Genomic DNA, 23,561 nt, shown 5'->3' with positions numbered 1-23,561 from the left:
GACTATGCGCCGAAAACCACGAAAAATTCCACTGAAATAGCGAGTATCCCCATGAAAGCAGGCATTATTGGTGCAATGGAACAGGAAGTTACGCTGCTGCGTGACAAGATTGAAAACCGTCAAACGCTGACGCTGGCAGGCTGCGAAATCTATACCGGTACGCTAAATGGCGTCGAGGTTGCCCTGCTGAAATCCGGCATCGGTAAAGTCTCCGCCGCGCTGGGCACCACGCTGCTGCTGGAACTGTGCAAACCCGATTTTATTATTAACACCGGTTCCGCCGGTGGCCTGGCCCCTTCGCTGAAAGTGGGCGATATCGTCGTTTCTGATGAAGTGCGCTATCACGATGCCGACGTGACCGCCTTCGGCTACGAACCTGGCCAGATGGCCGGCTGCCCGGCAGCGTTTAAAGCCGACGACAGGTTGATTGCGGCGGCTGAGCAGTGCATCAGCGATCTGCAGCTGAATGCGGTGCGCGGCCTGGTGGTCAGCGGCGACGCCTTTATCAATGGTGCAGAGCCGCTGGCGCGCATTCGTGGCACCTTCCCACAGGCGATCGCCGTCGAGATGGAAGCCACGGCAATCGGCCACGTTTGCCATCAGTTCGGCACGCCGTTTGTAGTGGTCCGCGCGATCTCCGACGTGGCAGATAAGGAATCTCATCTCAGCTTTGACGAGTTCCTGGCCGTTGCGGCCACGCAGTCTTCTCTGATGGTTGAAACGCTGCTGGCCCAGCTGGCCAATGGCTAAATGCCTGACCGCCCTGCTGCTGTGGCTGACGTTTGCCGCAGCGGCAGCGCCATCGCGCGTGGTGACGCTGGCCCCTAACCTTACCGAACTGGCCTTCGCTGCCGGCATCACCCCGGTTGGCGTCAGCGACTATTCGGATTACCCACCGGCGGCGAAAAGTATTGAGCGCGTTGCCAGCTGGCAGGGAATTAATACCGAAAGGCTGCTGGGCCTGAAGCCCGATCTGGTCATCGCCTGGCGCGGAGGAACATCCCCCCGCCAGATTGAACAGCTTCAGTCGCTGGGCGTTAAGGTTTTGTGGCTGGACCCGGACTCGGTCGGCCGTCTTATTGCCAGCCTGCGTCAGCTTGCTGACTTCAGCCCGCGGGCGCAGCAGGCCGAACAGGCCGCGGTTACACTTCAGCAGCAGTTCGACGATCTGCAGCAGCGCTATCGGCAGCCGCAGCGCAGGCGGGTGTTTGTGCAGTTTGGGATGAAGCCGCTGTTTACCGCGGCGGAGAATACGTTGCAGAACGAAGTGCTCGGGCTCTGCGGCGGAGAGAATATTTTTTCCGACAGCCGCGTGCCCTGGCCGCAGGTCAGCCGCGAGCAGGTACTGGTGCGTCAGCCACAGGCGATCGTGATACCGGGTGATGCCGCCCGGGCAGTGACGGTTGCCCGGTTCTGGCAGCCGCAGCTCAATGTGCCGGTTTATGCGGTCAACGACGACTGGTTCAGCCGGGCCGGGCCGCGCATCATTCTGGCAGCCCGGCAGATTTGTGCTCAGCTACAGCCCGACAGAAAGTAAGATCCATAAAACAGTTAAGAATCACGCACTGAATGTCGCTTTTTGGCCAGTAGCGTGAAATAGCAATACGGTAGCCGCGCAGGCGCGTGCTACCTGATTTTTGGCCAACAGGCCTTATTGATACACCAGGAAAATCAGATCATGAAAACCGTTTATCTGTCTCTGGGACTGATAATGGCGGCGCATGCCTGTGTGGCAGCCAGCAGCGGCACCATTGGCGTACAGCTCACGATTATTGCACCACCGTGCCAGGTTAATGGCAGTCCGTCAGCGACCTCACACATGCCTGCCGTCGTCTGTGGCAGCCCGGGCGACACCCAGCCGAAAATTACCGAGGCTGTTCTCAGTAAAAAAACGCAAACCGATTGGGAGAGAAGGCTGATTACCGTTGAATGGTAAAACCCTTCCCGGCACTATCGTGCCGGGTGATTACCCTGACCGGGCAGGCCTGGATAATCTCAGGAGAGAAGCGGTTAAATGCTGAAGGAGGAACCGCAGCCGCAGGTGGTCTTCGCATTCGGGTTGGTGACGATAAAGCGCGAACCCTCCAGCCCTTCGGTATAGTCCACCGCGCCGCCGACCAGATACTGCAGGCTCATCGGGTCGACAACCAGCGCCACGCCCGCTTTCTCAATGGTCATGTCGCCGTCGTTAATTTTATCGTCAAAAGTGAAGCCGTACTGGAAACCGCTGCAACCACCGCCGGTGATGTACACGCGCAGTTTCAGATCCGGGTTGTTCTCATCGGAAATCAGATTCTTCACTTTACTGGCCGCAGCTTCGGTAAACTGCAGGGGTACGGCTACGTCGTCGCTCATTTAAAATACTCCAGGATGCACTCAGGCCACTTGCCTGACAGGTCATTATTCGACCATTGTTAGGGCTATTATCTTATACGCCGGGGTAGCAATCAAGTTAAGGCTGTACCACCCTGTGCGGTCGTCACGTTCTGTTGCCCTACGGAACTCAGAGTGCGGGCTGATACCGGCGAATACAAGCACCGCCGGTGAGTTAATTTTTTCTGACCTTTCGTTTCGCGGGGGTGTTCCCTTAGAATAGACGGGTTTTTAATGAATAATCAGGAGCGGTTCCATGAGTAAGTCTGAAAACCTGTACGCTCAGGCGCAGCAATTCATCCCCGGCGGCGTGAACTCGCCGGTGCGAGCCTTTACCGGCGTCGGCGGCGTGCCGCTCTTTATCGAACGTGCTAACGGTGCTTATCTGTTTGATGCCGACGGCAAAGCCTATATCGACTACGTGGGCTCCTGGGGACCGATGGTTCTCGGTCACAATCACCCCGCCATCCGTAATGCGGTGATCGAAGCGGCCGAGCGCGGCCTGAGCTTCGGTGCGCCAACCGAGATGGAAGTGAAAATGGCCCAGCTGGTGACCGAACTGGTCCCGACCATGGATACGGTACGCATGGTTAACTCGGGAACCGAAGCCACCATGAGCGCCATTCGCCTGGCGCGCGGCTTCACCCACCGCGATAAAATCATCAAGTTTGAGGGCTGCTACCACGGCCACGCGGACTGCCTGCTGGTCAAAGCCGGTTCCGGCGCCCTGACCCTCGGCCAGCCCAATTCTCCGGGCGTACCGGCCGATTTCGCTAAACATACGCTGACCTGTACCTATAACGATCTGGACAGCGTGCGCGCCGCCTTCGAGCAGTATCCGGAGGATATCGCCTGTATCATCGTTGAGCCGGTGGCCGGCAATATGAACTGCATCCCACCGCTGCCGGAATTCCTGCCGGGCCTGCGCGCGCTGTGCGATGAGTTCGGCGCGCTGCTGATTATTGATGAGGTGATGACCGGTTTCCGCGTGGCGCTGGCGGGCGCGCAGGCCTACTATGACGTTGAGCCGGACCTGACCTGCCTGGGTAAAATTATCGGCGGCGGTATGCCGGTTGGCGCATTCGGTGGGCGTCGTGAGGTGATGGATGCACTGGCTCCGGTCGGCCCGGTTTACCAGGCGGGTACGCTTTCCGGCAACCCGATTGCGATGGCGGCAGGATTTGCCTGCCTGACCGAAATCTCACAGCCGGGCACCCATGCCACGCTGACCGATCTGACCACCCAGCTGGCGGAAGGCCTGCTGCAGGCCGCTGCGGCGGAAAATATCCCACTGGTGGTGAATCACGTTGGTGGTATGTTTGGCCTGTTCTTCACCGATGCCGAAACCGTCACCAGCTATGCCGACGTGACGAAGTGCGACGTCGAGCGCTTTAAGCGCTTCTTCCACCTGATGCTGGAAGAAGGGGTGTATCTCGCTCCGTCAGCGTTTGAAGCGGGCTTTATGTCGCTGGCACACAGTAAAGAAGACATTGAGCGCACCGTTTCTGCTGCACGCCGCAGTTTCGCTAAGCTGTAATCGCACTATCCTGCATCGCGTCGGCGGCCATCTGTCACTGACCGCAGTATAAAAAAACGGGGCTTTCGCCCCGTTCAGATTGCTGATGAACCCCACTTTCCGGTGGGGTTTATCTTTTTCATCACGACTTTCGCAGCAGATACACAAAGTACGGCGCACCGATAAAGGTCGCCAGCAGCCCCGCCGGGATCTGATCGGGGAAGGAAAGCATCCGTCCGCACCAGTCGGCCGCGACCATCAGGCCACCGCCCAACAGCGCCGCCATCACCTGCTGCGGCAACGCGCGGCGGAAGCCGAGCATACGCGCCATATGCGGTGCCATCAGTCCGACAAAGCTCAGAGGCCCAATCGTTAATGTCGCCGCCGCCGTCAGGCAGGCCGCCAGCAGCAGCAGCGCCAGCCGAGAAGGCGTCAGTGCCATGCCCACCGCTTTCGCCGTCACGCCACCCAGCGGCAGCACGGTCAGCCAGCGGCGGCACAGCGGCACCAGCGCAATCAGCACCGCGGCGATTGCCACCGTTCGCAGCGCCTGCGGCGCATCAATTTTGTAGGTCGAACCAGCCATCCAGGTCAGCAGGCTGGCCATGCGCGGATCGCCGCTGGCCAGCAGCAGCATGGTAATGGTGGTAAAGGCCGTACTCAGCGCCATCCCCGCCAGCAGCATACGTTCCGGCGAAAAGCCACCGCGCCCGGCGGCCAGGGAGATAATCAGCAGCGTCACCGCCGCCCCCAGCGTGCCGGCGGGCAGCAGCCAGCCGAACGCATCGCCGGGAACGATAAACAGCATAATCACCACGCCAAAGGCGGCGCCTGAGCTGATACCCAGCACTTCCGGACTGGCCATCGCATTCCCGGTCAAGCGCTGCACCATGCAGCCCGCCACGCCGAGCATCATTCCTGTAGCCAGCGCCGCAATCAGCCTCGGACCACGCCACGGCAGGAGCTGCTGCCAGAGATCGCCGGTTGCCCACACCCAGCCATCGGCGTTGCGGCCAAAGCTCAGTGCGATTGCCGCCAGCACCAGCACAACCCCACCGCCGCACAGCGACCAGAGCAGCACGTTCTGGCGTTCCGCGGGGATGCGATCGCCGAAGTTCATCGCCGGTCCGCTGCCGCCGGTCCGCAGACGCGGCAGCAGCCACAGCAGCAGCGGCGCGCCGATCACCGCCGTGACCGTACCTGTCGAGATTTCCCCCAGCCGGTCGGTCAGCCACAGCACGCACTGGTCCGCCAGCCACAGCAGCAGCGCACCAATCAGCGGAGCCAGCAGCAGACGGCTGAACAGGCGACGGAAGCCGAGCATCTTCGCCAGCAGCGGTGAGAACAGCCCGATAAAGCCGATAATTCCGGCAGCATTCACCAGCGAGGCGCTGATCAGAATGGCGATTGCCAGCACGGCAAAGCGCGCCAGCGACAGCGCCAGGCCCAGGTTTTTCGCCACGCCGTCGTCCAGGCCCATCAGGGTCATTGGCCGCAGCATCAGCAGCGTCAGCACCACACCGGCCAGCAGGCGCGGCCAGATAAAGCTGACGTTGCTCCAGTCCATCTGGTTCAGCGAACCGGTGCTCCACAGGAACATATTTTGCAGCTGGTCGTGGTTAAAAATGGCGAAAATCTGGTTTACCGCACCGCAATACAGCGACAGCACCAGCCCCGCGAGGATCAGCGTCACCGGCGACATGCGTTTCCCCCAGGCCACGCCGAACACCAGCAGGCCGATAGTCACCGCCCCGATGGTCGCCGCCAGCTGCTGCGTGACCAGCCCACCAGGCAGGCTCCACAGCGTCACCACGGTAATCCCCAACTGGGCACCGCTGGCCACGCCCAACGTCGTCGGCTCGGCCAGCGGATTACGCAGCACCTGCTGGAACAGCAGGCCGACCAGCCCCAGTCCGGCTCCAACCAGCAGCGACAGCGCCAGCCGCGAAAGCAGGCTGTGATGGAACACCATCTGCCGGATGTTATCGGCATCCGGGGAACGCAGCGCCAGCAGCCACTGATCCACCGGCAGGTGATGCTTAAAGTTACTGATGGTCAGCATCAGCGCGGAAACGAACAGCAGCAGCAGCAGGAAAACGGGCAGACGATACGCTTTCATCAGTTTTCCCCCAGCGCGCTGTCAAGAGTATGGATCAGCTGAATGGCCGACAGCGTTGCGCCGTAGAACCACACGCGCGGCACCTGGCGGAAACGCCCCTCGCGAACAAACGGCAGCGACTGCCAGAGGGAAGCGGACGTCACCTGATCGATAATATTTTGGTTGTCGTGCTCAAAGTTAATCACCTCAACGTCGCGCATGTCGGCCAGGCGTTCAATCCCCACCACCACGCTGCCCCAGAAGGTGCTCTCCCCTTTCCAGGCATTAATCAGACCCAGATCGTCCATCACCTGCTGGAATAGCCCGTTCGCGCTGAAGACAATGGCATGGCGTGCGTCGAAGATTGACATCAGCAGCAGCGGGCGCTGCGGTCGCGCCGCCAGCCGGGTTTTCACCCGCAGGATCAGCGCATCCAGTTCGGCCAGATGCGCCTCCGCCTGCGGCACGCGTTGAATGCGTTTAGCCAGCGCCATCAGCGAGTCGCGGGCGGCGCTCAGCGGTTTACCTTTACCATCGTTAAAGGAGAAACCCATGCCCGGCGCGATACGCTCGAAGCGGGCCGGATCGGGACCGTAGCCCTGAGAATAGAGGATCAGCGACGGCCGCATCTGAGTGAGCAGCTCAAGGTTAGGTTCGGTGCGCAGGCCAACGTCGACAACCGAAGCCGGCAGCTCCGGCTTGCCGACCCACTGGCGGTAATTGAACAGCTCGGCGGCACCCATCGGCGTCACGCCCAGTGCCATCAGCAGCTCCAGCGGCAGCCACTCCAGCGCGATAATGCGATCTTCGTTCGGCAGCTGGGCTATAGCGGGTAGATGGGCGAGCAGCGGAGAAAAAGCAAGCGCCGTCAGCAGACGGCGGCGTGTGATATCCGGGGTCACAATCAATCCTTAGTAAACAAAGCTTACCGGTGCCCCACCCTGCGGATGCGGCAATATCCCCATTGGAATACCGTAAATTTCCTGCAGCACGTCACCGTGCATAATCGCCTCGGGATCGCCCTGAGCAATCATTTCACCCCCGCGCAGCGCCACCAGGTGGTCGCAGTAGCGGGCGGCCATATTAATATCGTGCAGTACGGCAATCACCGTCAGGCCACGTTCGCGGCTGAGGCGTTGGATCAGCGCCAGCACTTCAACCTGATGGGCAATATCCAGCGCGGAAGTCGGTTCATCCAGCAGCAGGCAGCGGCTGTTCTGCGCCACCAGCATGGCGATCCACGCCCGCTGACGTTCACCGCCCGAGAGGCTGTCTACCAGACGTTGTGCAAAAGGCTTCAGCCCCACCAGCGCAATCGCTTCATCCACGCGTTCACGGTCCTCAATACCGTACCGCCCTAACGCGCCGTGCCACGGATAGCGGCCAATCGCCACCAGTTCACGCACCGTCATTCCTTCGGCAGCGGGCAGCTGCTGGGGCAGATAGGCCACTTCACGGGCGAAGGCTTTATTCTGCCAGTCGGCCACCGGGCGATCGTTCAGCATCACCTGCCCTGCCGTAGCGGCATGGTGGCGACCGAGCATTTTAAGCAGCGTGGATTTCCCGGAACCGTTGTGACCAATCAGCCCGCAGACTTTTCCGGCGGGAAAGGCCAGAGACAGCGGCTGAAGCAGCGTTCGGCCAGGGACGGTAAAACTGACGTGATCGAGAGTGAAAGTCGTTTCTGTAGCGTGCTGAGGTTGCATAGCGATCTTCTGATTGGCGGGCGCGGCAAACCGCGCCCGGTTAGACATTTAGAAACGGAAGGTGGCGGTACCTATAATCTGGCGGTCCGCGCCCCAGTAGCAGGCGTAGTCGCGGTAGCAGCTGGCAACGTATTCGCGATCGAACAGGTTGTTGACGTTCACACCCACGGAAGAGCCCGGCAGACCGAAGCGACCCAGATCGTATTTCACCGCAGCATCAACCACCGAGTAGGAGGCCACGCTGAAGTTTTTATTGATATCGGTTCCGGTGCTGTACTGGCCAACGCTGTTACCCACGTAGCGCACGCCGCTGCCGATGGTCAGGCCGCTGAGTGCCGTTTCATGGAAGGTGTAGTCGGCCCACAGGGAAGCCATATTTCTTGGCACCTGCACCGGGCGCTGATCCTGCAGATCGGTATCATGCGTGTATTTTACATCGGTAAAGGAGTAAGAAGCGGTCACGTTAATATTGGCATTAACGGCGGCTTTCGCCTCCAGCTCCACACCGCGTGAACGCATCTCACCGCTCTGTACGCTAAAGAAATCATGATCCGGGTCGCCGGTCAGGTTTTTATTCTTAGTCAGCTGATATACCGCGGCGGTGATCACGATCGGACGATCTTTCGGAACGTATTTCATGCCGGCTTCATACTGCTTAGCCCGTGACGGATCGAATGGCTGGCCGCCATAGGTCGTACCCGATGTAGGCAGGAACGACTCACTGTAGCTGAAGTACGGCGCAATACCGTTATCAAACAGGTAATTCACACCGCCACGCCAGGTGAACTGCTGATCGTGTTTTTCAGCAGTGCTGTCACCGGTGCGGTTATAGGCTGAGGTGGTGGCGAAATCATAGCGGCCGCCCAGCGTCAGCACCCAGCGATTCCACTCCATCTGATCCTGAGTATAGAGACCCGTTTGTTCCTGCTTGTTCAGATACTTGTAAGGGAAGTTAAGCGTGTAGCTGTCGTTACCATACTGCGGATTAATCGCACTGATTGGGTCAGCCGAACCGAAATTGGCATCAATATCGTTACGCATCCGCAGATAATCAACGCCCATCAGCAGGGTATGATCAACATCACCGGTGGCAAATTTCGCCTGGGCCTGGGTGTCCACGGTGAAGGTGTTCAGCTCTTCCTGCGACAGAGCCACGCCGCGGGTGATCTCATTGGTGGCGCTGTTAAAACCGTTGCCGTAGATGCTGCGATAGTCGGTGGTGACCTTCGCATAACGCAGGTTCTGGTGTACGGTCCAGGTATCATTGAACTGATGATCGAAGCTGTATCCCACCATCTGCTGCTTGCGGGAAATTTTGTTGCTGTCTTCACCTTCGTCAAAGTTGGTTGGCAGCTTATGTTGATTCCCGTTGGAATCAATCAGCGGCACCACCGTCCCCTGACGCGGCAGCCAGCCGTAGTAGCCGGTTTCAGGCTCATTCTGGAAATAGCTGAGGAAGGTGAAGTTGGTTTTATCATTTGGCTGCCAGCTGAACGAAGGCGCAATGGTGTAACGCTTCTCTTTGTTCATCTCCTGTTGGGCATCCTGGCTGCGGGCCTGGCCGGTCAGACGATAAGAAAATTCGTTGTTGTCATCCAGCGCACCGCCAAAATCAAACCCGGTAGAGTAGAGATTGTCGCTCCCCATCTGGAACTGCACTTCACGCAGGGTTTCGGTGGTCGGGCGTTTGCTGACCAGCGCGACAACCCCACCCGGGTTGCTTTTACCGTACAGCACGGATGCCGGACCGCGCAGCAGCTCAGCCCGCTCAAGGAAGTACGGGTCGAGATTAAACTCGGAGTAGTTATCCCCCTGCAGCTTCATGCCGTCCAGATACTGGTTGGTGTTGGTTTCGCTGAAGCCACGGATCGCCAGCGCGTCAATGACGTTCGAGGAGCCGCGGTTACCCACCACCACGCCCGGCGTATAGCCAAACGCTTTTTTAACTGACTGAACCTGACGCATCTCCATTTCCTGGCGGGTGACCACCGACACGGACTGCGGGTTCTTTTCAATTGGCGTATCGGTCTTGGTCCCGGTCGCAGAGTGTTTTGCTGCGATTGTCGGTGAAGCTCCCCATGCACTTTCCTGCGGTCCATTCGCGGCGTTAGCACTAACGGTGATCGTCTGTTCACCGGCGGCAATCGCATTGCCGATCCCCGCCAGCGCCAGGGTGACAAAAATTGCCAGCTGATGCTTACGGGTGTTTATGATTGAATTATTTGCTGAAAAATCACGCGAATGGGCCATGTTGCTTTTCTCTGAACAAAGAGTGATGAGTGAGTGTTAAATGTGAAGCTAAACGAGAATTATTATTATAACGATTAGATAATATGCGAAACAAAGCAAGTTCTGCAAGAAAAAATCGGCTGCGGGAAACACAGAAAGGGCTACGTGCACATTGCCCACGTAACCCGAAAGGGGATTATTATTTGCCCGAATAATAATTATCTATAACTCATCAATAATCCTGCTGGAAATAGATTAAAGATACTTACGGATGAAGTTCGGCTTTAACCTGTTCTATTTGTTTATGGAATTCAGGCAGCGTTTCCAGTCGCGCATATTCCGTTGCGCCAACATATCGACCCGCGTCAACATCGCTCTGCCAGTGGGCGCCGCAAATTACCCGGCTCTGGCCGAACTCATAGCCTTTCTTCATTAGCTCTTTTGCCCGTTCCGGTTTCGCCTGGGAGAACGTCAGCGCCGTCACCGTCCCAAAGGCAGTATGTCCGGAAGGATAGGAACCATTTTTTCTTAATGCCGGCTCATCGGCCGGTAAACAGGTCGGATTATTAAACACCACGAACGGACGGGTTCTCATATAATGCTGCTTCGCCCGGTTGCTGGCATAGTCTGCCCCCACCACCAGTAATTCCCCCAGCATTTTCCAGGTTGCGGGTGTCGTCGCCTCACTGATATTCACTCCCAGCACTTCCGACCAGACTTTTGCCTGGTTAGCCTGATGAAGATCGGCATCCTCCGCGGCCTGCTTCCAGCGTGCCGAACCCTTCATTTTGAAGCCGTTAAGATAGGCCGCCTTGTCGTTCTCAAATGCCGCATCCCCTTCTTTCGGCGGCGGAGGCAGATAGTAAAGGCTGTCGACGGTGTAAGACTCTTCGTGAAGCGGGGCGGGTTTTGCTTCCGTCTGGCCCCCGGCCTGAACGGCTGAGGTTGAAAGTAACGTAGCGCTGAACAGTAAACCGGAAACGATTAAATTATGTTTCATGCAACATCCTTTTAATAGCGTTAATTTGCGCCAGTATCCTCTCTGAAGCAGAGCGCTAAAAAATGCGGCCGCGATCCAGTTTTAACAAAATGAAAAGAAATAAGAATTTATATCGCACACAAAGTCAAAGTTAAGCGTAAATTCAGGAAAGTAATAAGGGAAAAAGATAATAAAAAAAACCGAATCGATAATAATATCGCATTCGGTTTTTAAATACTGTCGTAGCGTTATTCAGGCTATTTCCGGGGAGAGGCTCTCCCCGGATACTCCTGTATTAGTGTGCTAACTACTGGCCAAACATGTCCTTAATCCAGCCAGCCACACCGTCGCTGTCCTTTTGCTGGTCCTGAGGCTGCTGCGGCTGAGTCTGCGGCTGGCCCTGAGGATTTTGCTGCGGATTAGCGTTCTGCTGCAGCATGTGCTGCTGCTGGTCGAACTGCTGCTGTTGCTGCTGGCACAGTGCATCACCGTCAGTGGTCCATACCGGTAATGACCGCCAGCTGCTGCTGCCGGTGCCACAGACAAAGTTACCGGCAGAATCAACGTTCATCCGGGCGATATCTTCCGGCGGCGTCAGCTGCAGCGGCATTGGCGCCTGGTTTTCCAGATAGCGGCGATAGAGCTGCATCGCCCCACTGGCCCCGTACAGCTTGGTCGGCTGGTTGTTATCGCGACCAATCCAGGTAATCGCCACTTCTTTACCGTCGATCCCGGCAAACCAGCTGTCGACCAGGTTATTGGTGGTACCGGTTTTTCCTGCCAGCATCGCTTTAGGATATTTGGCACCCAGCGCACGCGCCGTACCGTGATCCGCCACCTGCTGCATGGTGTACAGCGTCAGATAAGCCGCCTGCGCGCTGACCGTGCGTTCCGCCTGCGGGAAGCTCTGGTACAGCACGGTGCCATCCTCAGCAATCACCGAACGCAGCGCCGACAGCGGCGCGCGGTTGCCACCGCTGGCGATAGTCTGGAAGGCCTGCGCCACTTCAATCGGCGTCAGGTTCAGTGCGCCCAGTAACATTGCCGGAACCGGCTGCAGCTGATCTTTCGGCACGCCCAGTTTGGTCCAGGTATCCACCACCTGCGGCAGACCGAGCGTCATCCCCAGATTCACCGTCGGCACGTTCATCGAGTTGGTCAGCGCATCCACCAGCATGACCTGGCCGCTGAAGCGATGATCGTCGTTCTGCGGGCGCCAGACCTGGCCATTAGGCTGCTTCAGCGAGATCGGATTATCGGCAATCCACGTGTTCAACCGGTAGGTGTCCGGCTGGCTCAGCGCCGTCAGATAGGTAGCCGGTTTAGCCAGTGAGCCAATTGAACGCCTTGCCTGCAGCGCACGGTTATAGCCGGCAAACTGCGGATCGGCACCGCCGACCATCGCCCGCACTTCGCCGCTGAAGCGATCGACCACCACCATCGCGGTCTCCAGATCGTTCAGGCCGCGCTGTTTACGCAGCGCCGGAATGCCATCCTCAACGGATTTCTCCGCCGCATCCTGCGAAACCGAATCCAGGGTGGTAAAGATCTTCACGCCGGAGAGATCTTTCACCTTATCTCCCAGCTTCGCCTGCAGTTCGTTACGCACCATCTGCATAAAGGCGGGCTGCGGAGTAATGACTCCCCCTTTCGGCTGTACGCCCAGCGGACGGGCGCTCAGCATGTCGTACAGTTCCTGATCGATAACGTTCTGCTGCTGCAGCAGACGCAGCACCAGGTTACGGCGCTCCAGCGCCAGCTTAGGATTGCGCCACGGGTTGTACAGCGACGCCCCTTTTACCATGCCCACCAGCAGCGCCTGCTGATCGAGGCTCAGCTCGTCCACCGGACGACCAAAGTAGTAAAGGCTGGCCAGCGGGAAGCCGCGGATCTGATCGCTGCCCGCCTGACCGAGGTAAACCTCGTTCAGATACAGTTCAAGGATGCGATCCTTGCTGTAGCGCGCATCCATAATCAGCGCCATATAGGCTTCGTTCGCCTTACGCCACAGTGAACGCTCGTTGGTCAGGAACAGGTTCTTCACCAACTGCTGGGTCAGCGTACTGCCGCCCTGCACCGCGCGGCCGGCGGTGATGTTGGCAAGGAACGCACGACCTATCGAGTAGAAACTGATGCCGTCGTGCTGATAGAAGTGACGGTCTTCAGTTGCCACCAGCGTGTCCACCAGCAGGTCCGGGAAACCGGCGCGGGGAACAAACAGGCGCTGCTCGCCGTTCGGCGACTGCAGCATGGTGATCAGCCTCGGATCGAGGCGGAAGAAACCAAAGCTGCGCCCGTTATCGAGGTTTTTAATGTCGCTCAGGCTGTCGCCGCTGAAGCTCAGACGCGCGCGGATCTGCCCTTCTTTACTGTCGGGGAAATCAAACGGGCGGCGGATCATTTCAATGCTGTTGGCCTGGACGGTAAACTCACCGGGGCGCGTCATACGCGTCACCTGGCGATACTGTGTCCCTTCCAGCAGAGCAATCATCTCTTTTTTGTTATAGGACATACCCGGTTCAAGGCTGACCATACGGCCATAGACCGTGGCCGGCAGCTGCCAGACTTTGCCATCAATTCGGCTGCGGATCTGTGAATCCAGGTAAACGCCATAGGCGGCCATCGCCACAATAAAGATCAGCAGCAGCTTGAACAGCAAACGTAGCCAGCCCCGTTTTTTACGCGGCGGCTTTCCTTTTCCCTTACGTGGCACCGGGGTTACCTCCTCGTCTTCCTGGTCATCATCCCGATCTTCATATTCATCATATTCTTCATCCCTGTAGCGACCTTTTCCCGCAGTTTTCCGCGTTGGCTTGGGCTGCTTACCTTTGCGCCCGATAGGCTCGCGATCGTCAGACATTCGTTTCATTTCTCCTGAGGCAGGCGTCGGCAACGCCGACTACTCTCGTCTTACTCTGGCCGTTGCGGAAGAAGAACCTTCCGAAACAGCGCGGCCGTCACGCCGGGAAAAGCCGGCTCTATGACGGGTTGGAAAACTTTTTAACCCGCCGCGTGGGGAGCGCGCTGGCGGGATCGTCGGGCCATAAATGCTTTGGATAGCGCCCTTTCATCTCTTTCTGCACTTCCCGGTATGCCCCGGCCCAGAACGCGGCCAGATCGCGTGTGATCTGCAACGGCCGGTGTGCCGGGGACAGTAATTCCAGCACCAGCGGTACCCTTCCTTGTGCAACGCTGGGATTCTGCGCCTCGCCGTACATCTCCTGCAGGCGCACCGCCAGCACCGGGGGCTTGTCCTCATGATAATGCACGGGCAGCCGACTTCCGGTGGGCACAGTGTAATGAGTTGGCAACACAGTATCCAGTTGCTGACGCTGTGACCATGTCAACATTTGTAAGAGTGCGCCCACCACGTCCAGCTGCTTCAGCCCTTTACCGTCGCGAACGCCGCTCATTGCAGGCAGCAGCCACTGTTCAAGCGAGGCCAGCAGCGTGGCCTCGTCCGCGCCGGGCCACTCCCCCTCCGGTAGCCACTGCGCGGCACACAGCAGCCGCAGGCGCAGCTGCTCGGCCTGCGGCGTCCAGTTCAGTACGCTCAGCCCTTTGCTACGCACCCAGCGCAGCATGGCGGCATGCAGCTCCTGCTCGTCCGGCTTAGCCAGCGGCTGCGATTTCAGCACCAGCTGGCCGATCTGCTCGCGTTTCCAGGCACGCAGCGTGCCCTTTTCCTCATCCCACTCGACTTCCGTTTGCTGCACCACCAGCTCAGGAACCTCGCGAGTCAGTGACTCAATGGTGACCGGCAGCGCCTGCAGGATCCGCGCATCGGGCTGGCTGCCGCTTTGCAGCAGCGCAGGAACAATCAGCCACTCGTAGCGGGTCAGCGCCTCGTCATTTTCCAGCGTCGCGCCGCTGCCGTTCGCCAGCTGGTAGCGGCCTCCGTCGCCGCGTCGCCGTGCCACGCGGTCCGGGAAGGCGGCGGCCAGCAGCGGTGCAAGGCGGTCTTCATCCACACGGCCACCGCTGACGCCCAGCCTCTGCTGTAGCTGCTTTGCCCGGCGCTGCCAGTGCGGCAGGCGGCGGTGAAACCCCTCGCGCAGGTCGGGGCTACCGCGCGGGGGTTCTTCAAGCATAGCCACCAGCTGCGCCGCTGTGGCAACGGCATCGGCATTTTCGCCTGCGGCCGCCAGCATCGCGCCATAGCGCGGCTCGCTGCCCAGCGCGGCAATTTTGCGCCCGCGCGCGGTCAGCCGATCGCCATCGTCCGTGACGCCCAGCTGGCATAAAAGCTGTCGGGCGGCGTTAATGCCTGACTGCGGAGGACGATCCAGCCAGTTCAGCTGATCGACATCGCGGCAGCCCCACTGCAGCAGATCCAGCCACAGCGATGAGAGATCGCTGTGCAGGATCTCCGGCTCGCCGTGTGTCGCCGCGCGCTCCGCCTGCTCTTTCGCCAGCAGATGCAGGCAGATGCCGGGTTCAAGTCGCCCGGCACGGCCGGCACGCTGGGTCATGGAGGCCTGGCTGACGCGCTGGGTCTGCAGCCGCGTCAGGCCGGTGCGCACGTCGAACAGCGCACTCCGTTCCAGCGCGCTGTCCACCACCAGGCGGATACCTTCAATCGTCAGGCTGGTTTCGGCGATGTTCGTCGCCAGCACCACCTTGCGCCGTCCCTGGGGGGCGGGCAGGATCGCCTTTTGCTGCTCGGACAGCGGCAGCGCACCGTAAAGCGGGCAGAGATCGATATCGGAGGCAATCATCTCCGCCAGCTGGGTCTGCACCCGCTGGATCTCCGCCACGCCGGGCAAAAACAGCAGCAGCGATCCCGACTCTTCGCGCAGCAGCTGGGCCGTCTGCCGGGCAACCGCTTCTTCAAATCGCTGATGGGTCGCCAGCGGCAGATAGCGGCGATCCACCGGATACGATCGTCCCTCAGAAACCACCATCGGCGCCCGCGGCAGCTGTTGACTCAGCGCCGCATTATCCAGCGTCGCCGACATAATCAGCACCCTGAGATCGTCACGCAGGCCCTGCTGCACGTCCAGCAGCAGCGCCAGCGCCAGATCGGCCTGCAGGCTGCGCTCGTGAAATTCATCAAGGATCACCAGCGACACCCCTTCCAGCATCGGATCCTGCTGCAGCATGCGGGTTAAGATCCCTTCCGTGACCACCTCCAGCCGGGTCTGTGGCCCGCTGCGGCTCTCGCCGCGCATGCGATAGCCGACGGTTTCTCCCGGCTCCTGCCCCAGCTGTTCCGCCAGGCGCTGTGCCACGTTACGCGCCGCCAGCCTGCGCGGCTCAAGCAGCAGAATGCGCCCGCTAAAGGAAGCCTGTTTTAAAATTTGCAGCGGAAGCCAGGTGGATTTCCCTGCTCCGGTAGGGGCCGCCAGCAGCACCTGCGGGGAGGATTGCAGCGCCGCCAGCAGCTCGGGCAAAACGGCACTGACCGGTAGTGAACTCACGTTTAGCTCCATAACAGCATGGTCTTAATCTTCCGGGCATTGTAGCATTCCCGGGGTTGATTTACCGGGGGACGCGATGCGCGAATCTAAACGGCTGTTCTTCGGCATTGAATTGCCGGGTGAGATTAAACAGCAGATTATTCAGTGGCGCGCCGACGGCTTTCCCGCAGAGGTGGGCTATCCCGTTGCCGCGGAGAGCCTGTACCTGACGCTGGCATACCTGGGCGAAGTGAGCGAGGAGAAAGCGCAGGCGCTGATGCAGCTGGCGGGGCGCATCCGGCAGGCCGGCTTTACGCTGACGCTGGACGACGCCGGGCACTGGCCGCGTTCCGGCATGGTCTGGCTGGGGCCGCACCGCGCACCGCGAGGCCTGCTACAGCTGGCGGCGCTGCTGCGCGCCCAGGCCGCCCGTCACGGCTGTGCACAATCGCCACAGCCCTTTCATCCGCATGTCACATTACTGCGCCAGGCTACGCAGCCGGTAAAGCTGCCAGCGCGAGATTTTAGCTGGTCGCTGCCCGTCGGGCGTTTTGTGCTGTTCCAGTCGCACTTCTCCCGCGGGCGAACCCGTATTAAGGAGATTAAGGGCTGGGCGCTTCAATAAGGATTTCCTATGGAATACAGTCCCGCCCTGCAATCGGCAACGCTGATTAAACGCTACAAGCGATTTCTGGCCGACGTCATCACGCCGGACGGCGAAACGCTGACCCTTCACTGCGCCAATACCGGCGCGATGACCGGGTGTGCTACGCCGGGGGATACCGTGTGGTATTCCACCTCCGCCAGTCTGACCCGGAAGTATCCGCACAGCTGGGAGCTGACCGGGACGCAAAGCGGAGAGCTGATTTGCATTAATACCCTGCGCGCCAACACGTTAGTTCGGGAAGCGCTGGAAGAAGGACGGATTGCAGAATTATCCGGTTACACCCGCCTGCAACCTGAAGTTAAATACGGCGCCGAAAACAGCCGCATTGATTTCCTGTTACAGGCAGAGGGTTGCCGAAACTGCTATATTGAAGTCAAATCCGTAACGCTGTTACAGCAGGGCAAAGGGTACTTTCCGGACGCGGTGACCACGCGTGGCCAGAAGCATCTGCGCGAGCTGACTCAGATCGCACAGTCCGGCCAACGGGCAGTTCTGTTTTTCGCCGTTCTGCACTCGGGGATTGAGGACGTTGCCCCCGCGAGTCACATTGATGCGCGCTACGCAGAACTACTGGTACAGGCACAGCAAAACGGCGTTGAGCTGCTTTGCTATAAGGCGCAGTTATCACCCGAAGGGATCCGTCTGATTCGGCCCCTGAAGGTAGAGTTGTAAAAATTGGCGCAATTTGCTGTTATAAGCACGCTTTCGGCAAGGGGCCAAATACGCTCTTCCTCACATGCTTGTCAAGGCATGTTCAGGAATAATTGCCAACCTTAATCGCTTCTGTTATTTATAGCGGCCTGTTTTTTCCCCTCCGGGGGATCGATGCCCGACAGTCTCGGGATGCAGGGCAGGCAATAGCCCTGTGGGACTTCACCGGCTGACAGTCTCTGCAGCCTGAGAAGTGAAGGGTATAGTGCGTGTTATCCAGGAGAAACAACATGCAAGAAGGGCAAAACCGTAAAACATCGTCCCTGAGTATTCTCGCCATCGCTGGGGTGGAGCCATACCAAGAGAAGCCAGGCGAAGAGTATATGAACGAAGCCCAGCTGGAGCACTTCAAGAAGATTCTTGAAGCCTGGCGCAACCAGCTTCGGGATGAAGTGGACCGCACGGTTTCGCACATGCAGGATGAAGCTGCTAACTTCCCGGATCCCGCTGACCGCGCAACACAGGAAGAAGAGTTTAGTCTTGAACTGCGTAACCGTGACCGCGAGCGCAAACTGATCAAAAAGATCGAGAAGACGCTGAAGAAAGTGCTGGATGATGATTTCGGCTACTGTGAATCATGTGGCGTTGAAATCGGTATCCGTCGCCTTGAAGCGCGTCCTACTGCCGATCTGTGTATCGACTGTAAAACGCTGGCGGAAATCCGCGAAAAACAAATGGCCGGTTAACGGCACAAGGATGGCGCAGTGGATCCGGGAGCGGTTCTCCGTTCCCGCTTCACTGCCCTTCCCCATTCACGATGTCAGCATCCTATATCGGGCGCTTTGCCCCCTCTCCTTCCGGCGATTTGCATTTCGGCTCTCTGATTGCCGCCGTTGGCAGCTATCTGCAGGCGCGTGCGCAGCAGGGTCTGTGGCGCGTTCGCATTGAAGATATCGATCCTCCCCGTGAAATTCCCGGCGCGGCAGCCCGCATCCTCAACCAGCTTGAGCATTACGGCCTGCACTGGGACGGCGACGTGCTGTGGCAGTCGCAGCGCCATGAAGCCTATCGCGCCGCACTGGACGACTTAAAGCAGCAGGGGATGAGCTATTACTGCACCTGTCCACGCAGCCGCATCCAGCAGATCGGCGGGCTGTACGATGGCCATTGCAGAAAGCTGAATCACGGTGCACAGCGGGCCGCACTGCGGCTTAAAGTGGATCGCCCGGTCAGCACCTTCAGCGATCGGCTGCGCGGTACGGTTCAGGCCGACGAGCGCCTGGCCGCAGAAGACTTTATTATTCATCGCCGCGACGGGCTGTTTGCCTATAATCTAGCCGTCGTGGTTGACGATCGCTTTCAGGGGATCACGGAAGTGGTGCGCGGGGCCGATCTGATCGAACCGACGGTCAGGCAGATAACGCTTTATCAACAGTTTGGCTGGCCCAGCCCGGGCCATCTGCATTTGCCACTGGTGCTGAATCATGACGGCAATAAGCTGTCAAAACAGAATCATGCTGCGCCGCTACCGGCGGGCGATCCCCGCCCCGCTCTGGTCCAGGCGCTGCGCTTCCTCGGCCAGCCGGTCACAGAAAACTGGCGTGATGCAACGCAGGAAGCACTTTTACAGCAGGCGGTCAGCCACTGGGATTTGAGTTTAATCCCGATTACCGACGCGCCACAGCAGGATACGGCGACATCGGCATTCTCAAACGGTTCACTCTGAGCTATGATTAGCCGCTGTTTTTACCGCACAGATTTCATTGTCACTATCGAGGTGTCCCATTTTTACCCGAGTTGCTAATTTTTGCCGAAAAGTTCTCAGTCGCGATGAGGTAGTACCAGCCGGGATCGAGGAAGTGCGTCAGATGACCGTTATTCCTCGCGATCGTCATAATATCTCACGCAAGGACATCAGCGAAAATGCCCTCAAGGTGCTCTATCGCCTGAATAAAGCGGGCTTTGAAGCCTACCTGGTGGGTGGTGGCGTACGCGATCTGTTGCTGGGTAAAAAGCCGAAAGATTTCGATGTCACCACCAATGCCACGCCGGAGCAGATGCGTAAACTGTTCCGCAACTGTCGCCTGGTGGGCCGCCGTTTCCGACTGGCACACGTGATGTTTGGTCCGGAAATTATCGAAGTGGCCACCTTCCGCGGTCACCACGAGGCAGAACCCCAGCCCGTTGACGATCGTAACAGCTCACAGCGCGGCCAGAACGGCATGCTGCTGCGTGATAACATTTTTGGTTCTATCGAAGATGACGCCCAGCGCCGTGACCTGACCATTAACAGCCTGTACTACAGCGTGGCGGATTTCACCGTCCGCGATTACGTCGGTGGCCTGAACGATCTGCAGCAGGGTATTATCCGTATGATCGGCGACCCGGAAACCCGCTATCGCGAGGATCCGGTGCGCATGCTGCGCGTGGCCCGCTTTGCCGCCAAGCTGGATATGAGCATAGCCGCTGAAACCGGTGAACCGATCCCGCGCCTCGCCACGCTGCTGCGTGATATCCCGCCGGCGCGTCTGTTTGAGGAATCCCTCAAGCTGCTGCAGGCGGGCTACGGTGAGGCCACCTACCGCAAGCTCTGCGAATATCAGCTGTTCCAGCCGCTGTTCCCGATCATTACCCGCTATTTCACCGAACAGGGTGACAGCAATATGGAGCGGATGATCCAGCTGGTGCTGAAGAATACGGATACCCGTATTCACACCCAGATGCGCGTGAACCCGGCGTTCCTGTTCGCGGCGATGTTCTGGTATCCGCAGCTGGAAGCCGCGCAGAAAATCGCTCAGGAGAGCGGCCTGGCCTATTACGATGCCTTCGCGCTGGCGATGAATGACGTGCTGGATGAAGCCTGCCGCTCGCTGGCGATCCCAAAACGCATTACCTCGCTGGTCCGCGATATCTGGACCCTGCAGCTGCGCCTGTCTCGCCGCCACGGCAAGCGCGCGTGGAAGCTGATGGAGCATCCTAAGTTCCGCGCCGCCTACGATCTGCTGGCCCTGCGTGCCGAAGTGGAAAACAATCACGAACTGCAGCGCCTGACCACCTGGTGGGGCGAGTTCCAGGTTTCCGCGCCGCCGCAGCAGAAAACCATGCTGAACACCCTCGGTGACGATCCTGCACCGCGCCGCCGCACCCGCCGTCCGCGTAAGCGCGTGCCGGGTAACGGTCGCCGTGACGGATACGACAACAACAACGCATGACGCGGGTTTATCTGGCGCTGGGCAGTAACCTGGCCGATCCGCTGCACCAGGTGCAGTCGGCACTCGATGCCCTGGCCGCGATCCCGCAGAGCAGGCTGATTGCCTGCTCTTCTCTCTACCGTACCCCGCCGTACGGGCCGCCCGACCAGCCTGACTATCTGAACGCCGCCGTGGCGCTGGAAACCGAACTGAGCCCCGACGCGCTGCTGGACCACACCCAGCGTATCGAGCTGGAACAGGGGCGCGTGCGTAAAGATCATCGCTGGGGACCGCGCACGCTGGATCTCGATATCATGCTGTTTGGTGATTTAACGCTGGCCACCCCGCGCCTGACCGTTCCGCACTACGATATGCACAACCGCGCCTTTATGCTGCTGCCGCTGCGGGAGATCGCCCCCGGGCTCTGCCTGCCGGACGGGACGCGCATTGCCGATCTGCTGGCGCCGCTGGACAGCACTGCGATCCGCCCCTGGTAATTCCCTTTCGGTGCAGCCCGTGCTGCGCCGGATATCCCCCTTTGCACTCTCCTCCCCATCCTTTAAGATACGCCAACCAGGAAGACTCTTACTGAGGATACGATGAAACCGACTACCGTCTCGACCTTGCGTCAATGGAAACAGCAGGGGCGTAAATTTGCCTCTATCACCGCCTATGAATTCAGCTTCGCCCGTCTGTTTGCCGATGAAGGCATCCAGGTTCTGCTGGTGGGGGATTCACTGGGGATGGTGGTTCAGGGCCACGACTCCACGCTGCCGGTCACCGTGTCTGATATCGCCTACCACACCGAAACGGTGCGCCGCGGTGCACCCGCTGCCCTGCTGCTCGCCGACCTGCCGTTTATGAGCTACAGCACGCCGCAGCAAACGTTCGACAGCGCCGCGCAGCTGATGCGCGCCGGGGCCAATATGGTGAAGCTGGAAGGCGGTAAATGGCTGGCCGACACGGTGAAGCAGCTGACCGAGCGCGCGGTGCCGGTCTGTGGCCACCTTGGCCTGACGCCCCAGTCGGTGAATATCTTCGGCGGTTATAAAATTCAGGGCCGCGCCGAGGCCGACGCCGATCGCCTGCTGGATGATGCGCTGGCGCTGGAAGCCGCCGGTATGCAGCTGCTGGTACTGGAGTGCGTGCCGGTTGCGCTGGCAAAACGCGTGACGGACGCGCTGACCATTCCGGTGATCGGCATCGGTGCCGGTAACGTGACCGACGGACAGATCCTGGTCATGCACGATGCGTTCGGCATTACCGGTGGCCACATCCCGAAATTCGCCAAAAACTTCCTTGCTGAAACCGGCGACATTCGCGCCGCCGTGCGTCAGTACGTCGCGGAAGTGGAAAATGGCAGCTATCCTGCCGAGCAACACAGCTTCCAGTAACCGAGGAGAAACACCGTGCTGATTATTGAAACCCTGCCGCTGCTCCGCCGTGAAATCCGCCGCTGGCGCCAGGACGGTAAACGTATCGCGCTGGTCCCGACCATGGGCAACCTGCACGATGGACACATGACGCTGGTGGACGAAGCGCGCGCGCGCGCGGACATCGTGGTGGTGTCCATCTTCGTTAACCCGATGCAGTTTGAACGCGCCGATGACCTGGCGAGCTACCCGCGCACCCTGCAGGCAGACTGTGAGAAGCTGAACCGTCGCGGCGTCGATCTGGTGTTTTCCCCGGCTCCGGCGGATATCTACCCGCAGGGCCTGCACGAGCAGACGTTTGTCGACGTTCCCGGACTCTCCACCCTGCTGGAAGGCGCCAGCCGTCCGGGGCATTTTCGCGGCGTGTCCACCATCGTCAGCAAGCTGTTTAACCTGGTACAGCCGGATATCGCCTGCTTTGGCGAGAAGGACTTCCAGCAGCTGGCGCTGATCCGCAAGATGGTGGCGGATATGGGTTACGACCTTGAGATCGTCGGTGTGCCAACGGTACGTGCGAAAGACGGCCTCGCGCTCAGCTCGCGCAACGGCTATCTGACCGCCGATGAGCGTAAAATCGCGCCGGGGCTGAGCCAGGTGATGAATGATATCGCCAGCATGCTGAGCAACGGCGAACGCCATGTGGAGGAACTGATTACCCAGGCGGAAACGACCCTGAGCGAAAAAGGGCTGCGGGCGGATGGCCTGGCAATCGTCGATGCCGATACCCTGCTGCCGTTAACGACGGACAGCCGCCGGGCGGTGATCCTGATGGCCGCGTGGCTGGGTAAAGCCCGCCTGATTGATAATCAGCAGGTTGATCTCACCCAGTAGACAGCGTTGCCCGCAGGGGCAATACTGTCGTTCGTTTTTCGATTGATTGCAGAGTTACAGCTTATGAACCGTACTATGTTGCAGGGCAAACTCCACCGGGTGAAAGTCACCCAGGCCGACCTGAATTACGAAGGCTCCTGCGCCATCGATCAGGATTTTCTCGACGCTTCCGGCATCCTGCAGTATGAAGCGATCGATATTTATAACGTCAACAACGGCCAGCGTTTTTCCACCTATGCGATTGCCGCAGAGCGCGGCTCGAAAATCATTTCGGTGAACGGCGCGGCCGCTCGCTGCGCCTGTGAGGGCGACCTGCTGATTATCTGCTCCTATGTGCAGATGTCGGACGCCGAAGCACGCGAATGGCAGCCGAAAGTGGCCTACTTTGAAGGCGACAACCAGATGAAGCGCGTGGCGAAAGCCGTACCGGTTCAGGTGGCGTAAAGAAAACGGGGCGGCCATTGCTGGTCGCCCCGTTCAATTCAGTC

The 23,561-nt window shown here is 59.2% G+C and carries 21 protein-coding genes; 13 read left to right on the top strand and 8 right to left on the bottom strand.

The genetic code is table 11. The annotated features are described in order from the left end of the window. The first annotated feature begins 51 nt into the window (after positions 1 to 51). From mtnN to PGH32_RS19095, 3 genes are all read left to right on the top strand, one after another. Positions 52 to 750 carry a 5'-methylthioadenosine/S-adenosylhomocysteine nucleosidase gene (mtnN, locus tag PGH32_RS19105; RefSeq protein WP_337894854.1) on the top strand — a complete coding sequence of 233 codons (699 nt, stop codon included), beginning with the start codon at positions 52 to 54 and terminating at the stop codon, positions 748 to 750. Next, positions 743 to 1,537, top strand: a complete 795-nt coding sequence (btuF, locus tag PGH32_RS19100; protein ID WP_337894853.1) for a vitamin B12 ABC transporter substrate-binding protein BtuF — start codon at positions 743 to 745, stop codon at positions 1,535 to 1,537. The genes mtnN and btuF overlap by 8 nt, the downstream gene beginning before the upstream one ends. A 141-nt stretch (positions 1,538 to 1,678) precedes the next feature. Beyond that, positions 1,679 to 1,936, top strand: a complete 258-nt coding sequence (locus PGH32_RS19095; protein ID WP_337894852.1) for a hypothetical protein — start codon at positions 1,679 to 1,681, stop codon at positions 1,934 to 1,936. A gap of 74 nt (positions 1,937 to 2,010) precedes the next feature. Here PGH32_RS19095 and erpA read toward each other — a convergent pair whose 3' ends face one another. Further along, positions 2,011 to 2,355 carry an iron-sulfur cluster insertion protein ErpA gene (gene erpA, locus PGH32_RS19090; RefSeq protein WP_105595431.1) on the bottom strand — a complete coding sequence of 115 codons (345 nt, stop codon included), beginning with the start codon at positions 2,353 to 2,355 and terminating at the stop codon, positions 2,011 to 2,013. 274 nt (positions 2,356 to 2,629) lie between these two features. Between erpA and hemL the strand changes: the two genes are divergently transcribed. Continuing rightward, positions 2,630 to 3,910: a glutamate-1-semialdehyde 2,1-aminomutase gene (gene hemL, locus PGH32_RS19085; protein ID WP_337894851.1), complete on the top strand. Its 1,281-nt coding sequence runs from the start codon at positions 2,630 to 2,632 to the stop codon at positions 3,908 to 3,910. A 121-nt stretch (positions 3,911 to 4,031) separates the two neighbouring features. Here the strand turns inward: hemL and fhuB are convergent, their stop codons facing one another. The 7 genes from fhuB to hrpB form a co-directional block, all read right to left on the bottom strand. Then, on the bottom strand, positions 4,032 to 6,008 hold the full coding sequence (fhuB, locus tag PGH32_RS19080; protein WP_314421056.1) for a Fe(3+)-hydroxamate ABC transporter permease FhuB: 1,977 nt from the start codon (positions 6,006 to 6,008) through the stop codon (positions 4,032 to 4,034). Further along, complete coding sequence (gene fhuD / locus PGH32_RS19075; RefSeq protein ID WP_337894850.1) at positions 6,008 to 6,889, bottom strand: Fe(3+)-hydroxamate ABC transporter substrate-binding protein FhuD; 882 nt, start codon at positions 6,887 to 6,889, stop codon at positions 6,008 to 6,010. The genes fhuB and fhuD overlap by 1 nt, the downstream gene beginning before the upstream one ends. A gap of 9 nt (positions 6,890 to 6,898) precedes the next feature. Continuing rightward, positions 6,899 to 7,693 (bottom strand): Fe3+-hydroxamate ABC transporter ATP-binding protein FhuC, encoded by a 795-nt coding sequence (gene fhuC, locus PGH32_RS19070; RefSeq protein WP_314421060.1) that lies wholly within the window; start codon positions 7,691 to 7,693, stop codon positions 6,899 to 6,901. A 48-nt stretch (positions 7,694 to 7,741) separates the two neighbouring features. Then, positions 7,742 to 9,943 carry a ferrichrome porin FhuA gene (gene fhuA / locus PGH32_RS19065; protein WP_337894849.1) on the bottom strand — a complete coding sequence of 734 codons (2,202 nt, stop codon included), beginning with the start codon at positions 9,941 to 9,943 and terminating at the stop codon, positions 7,742 to 7,744. A gap of 244 nt (positions 9,944 to 10,187) precedes the next feature. Continuing rightward, positions 10,188 to 10,922, bottom strand: a complete 735-nt coding sequence (locus PGH32_RS19060) for an acid phosphatase (protein ID WP_337894848.1) — start codon at positions 10,920 to 10,922, stop codon at positions 10,188 to 10,190. Positions 10,923 to 11,208: 286 nt separating this feature from the next. Next, positions 11,209 to 13,761, bottom strand: coding sequence for a bifunctional glycosyl transferase/transpeptidase (mrcB, locus tag PGH32_RS19055; protein WP_314421652.1), 2,553 nt, complete (start codon positions 13,759 to 13,761; stop codon positions 11,209 to 11,211). A 118-nt stretch (positions 13,762 to 13,879) separates the two neighbouring features. Further along, positions 13,880 to 16,321 carry an ATP-dependent helicase HrpB gene (hrpB, locus tag PGH32_RS19050; RefSeq protein WP_337894847.1) on the bottom strand — a complete coding sequence of 814 codons (2,442 nt, stop codon included), beginning with the start codon at positions 16,319 to 16,321 and terminating at the stop codon, positions 13,880 to 13,882. A gap of 76 nt (positions 16,322 to 16,397) precedes the next feature. Here hrpB and thpR point away from each other — a divergent pair, with 76 nt between their 5' ends. The 9 genes from thpR (at position 16,398) to panD (ending at position 23,517) form a co-directional block, all read left to right on the top strand. Next, positions 16,398 to 16,925: an RNA 2',3'-cyclic phosphodiesterase gene (gene thpR / locus PGH32_RS19045; protein ID WP_337894846.1), complete on the top strand. Its 528-nt coding sequence runs from the start codon at positions 16,398 to 16,400 to the stop codon at positions 16,923 to 16,925. A gap of 9 nt (positions 16,926 to 16,934) precedes the next feature. Then, positions 16,935 to 17,639, top strand: a complete 705-nt coding sequence (gene sfsA, locus PGH32_RS19040; RefSeq protein WP_337894845.1) for a DNA/RNA nuclease SfsA — start codon at positions 16,935 to 16,937, stop codon at positions 17,637 to 17,639. A 269-nt stretch (positions 17,640 to 17,908) separates the two neighbouring features. After that, positions 17,909 to 18,364, top strand: coding sequence for an RNA polymerase-binding protein DksA (gene dksA / locus PGH32_RS19035; protein WP_062747161.1), 456 nt, complete (start codon positions 17,909 to 17,911; stop codon positions 18,362 to 18,364). A 71-nt stretch (positions 18,365 to 18,435) separates the two neighbouring features. Then, the gene (gene gluQRS, locus PGH32_RS19030) at positions 18,436 to 19,344 is read left to right on the top strand and encodes a tRNA glutamyl-Q(34) synthetase GluQRS (RefSeq protein ID WP_337894844.1); all 909 of its coding nucleotides are present in this window, start codon (positions 18,436 to 18,438) and stop codon (positions 19,342 to 19,344) included. A 58-nt stretch (positions 19,345 to 19,402) separates the two neighbouring features. Next, positions 19,403 to 20,830 (top strand): polynucleotide adenylyltransferase PcnB, encoded by a 1,428-nt coding sequence (gene pcnB / locus PGH32_RS19025; RefSeq protein ID WP_314421653.1) that lies wholly within the window; start codon positions 19,403 to 19,405, stop codon positions 20,828 to 20,830. Then, complete coding sequence (gene folK, locus PGH32_RS19020) at positions 20,827 to 21,306, top strand: 2-amino-4-hydroxy-6-hydroxymethyldihydropteridine diphosphokinase (RefSeq protein WP_337894843.1); 480 nt, start codon at positions 20,827 to 20,829, stop codon at positions 21,304 to 21,306. Before pcnB ends, folK begins: the two co-directional genes overlap by 4 nt. 102 nt (positions 21,307 to 21,408) lie before the next feature. After that, positions 21,409 to 22,203 (top strand): 3-methyl-2-oxobutanoate hydroxymethyltransferase, encoded by a 795-nt coding sequence (panB, locus tag PGH32_RS19015; RefSeq protein WP_337894842.1) that lies wholly within the window; start codon positions 21,409 to 21,411, stop codon positions 22,201 to 22,203. A gap of 15 nt (positions 22,204 to 22,218) precedes the next feature. Beyond that, entirely contained in the window at positions 22,219 to 23,073 is an 855-nt protein-coding gene (gene panC / locus PGH32_RS19010; protein WP_337894840.1) for a pantoate--beta-alanine ligase, read from the top strand. Positions 23,074 to 23,136: 63 nt separating this feature from the next. Beyond that, positions 23,137 to 23,517, top strand: coding sequence for an aspartate 1-decarboxylase (gene panD, locus PGH32_RS19005; protein ID WP_062747172.1), 381 nt, complete (start codon positions 23,137 to 23,139; stop codon positions 23,515 to 23,517). Positions 23,518 to 23,561: the final 44 nt, after the last annotated feature.

Origin of the sequence: Erwinia sp. SLM-02 (assembly GCF_037450285.1) — a bacterium.
Taxonomy (GTDB): Bacteria; Pseudomonadota; Gammaproteobacteria; order Enterobacterales; family Enterobacteriaceae; genus Erwinia.
Note: the sequence above shows the minus strand (reverse complement) of the source record. Positions and strands in the feature narration are given on the sequence as shown.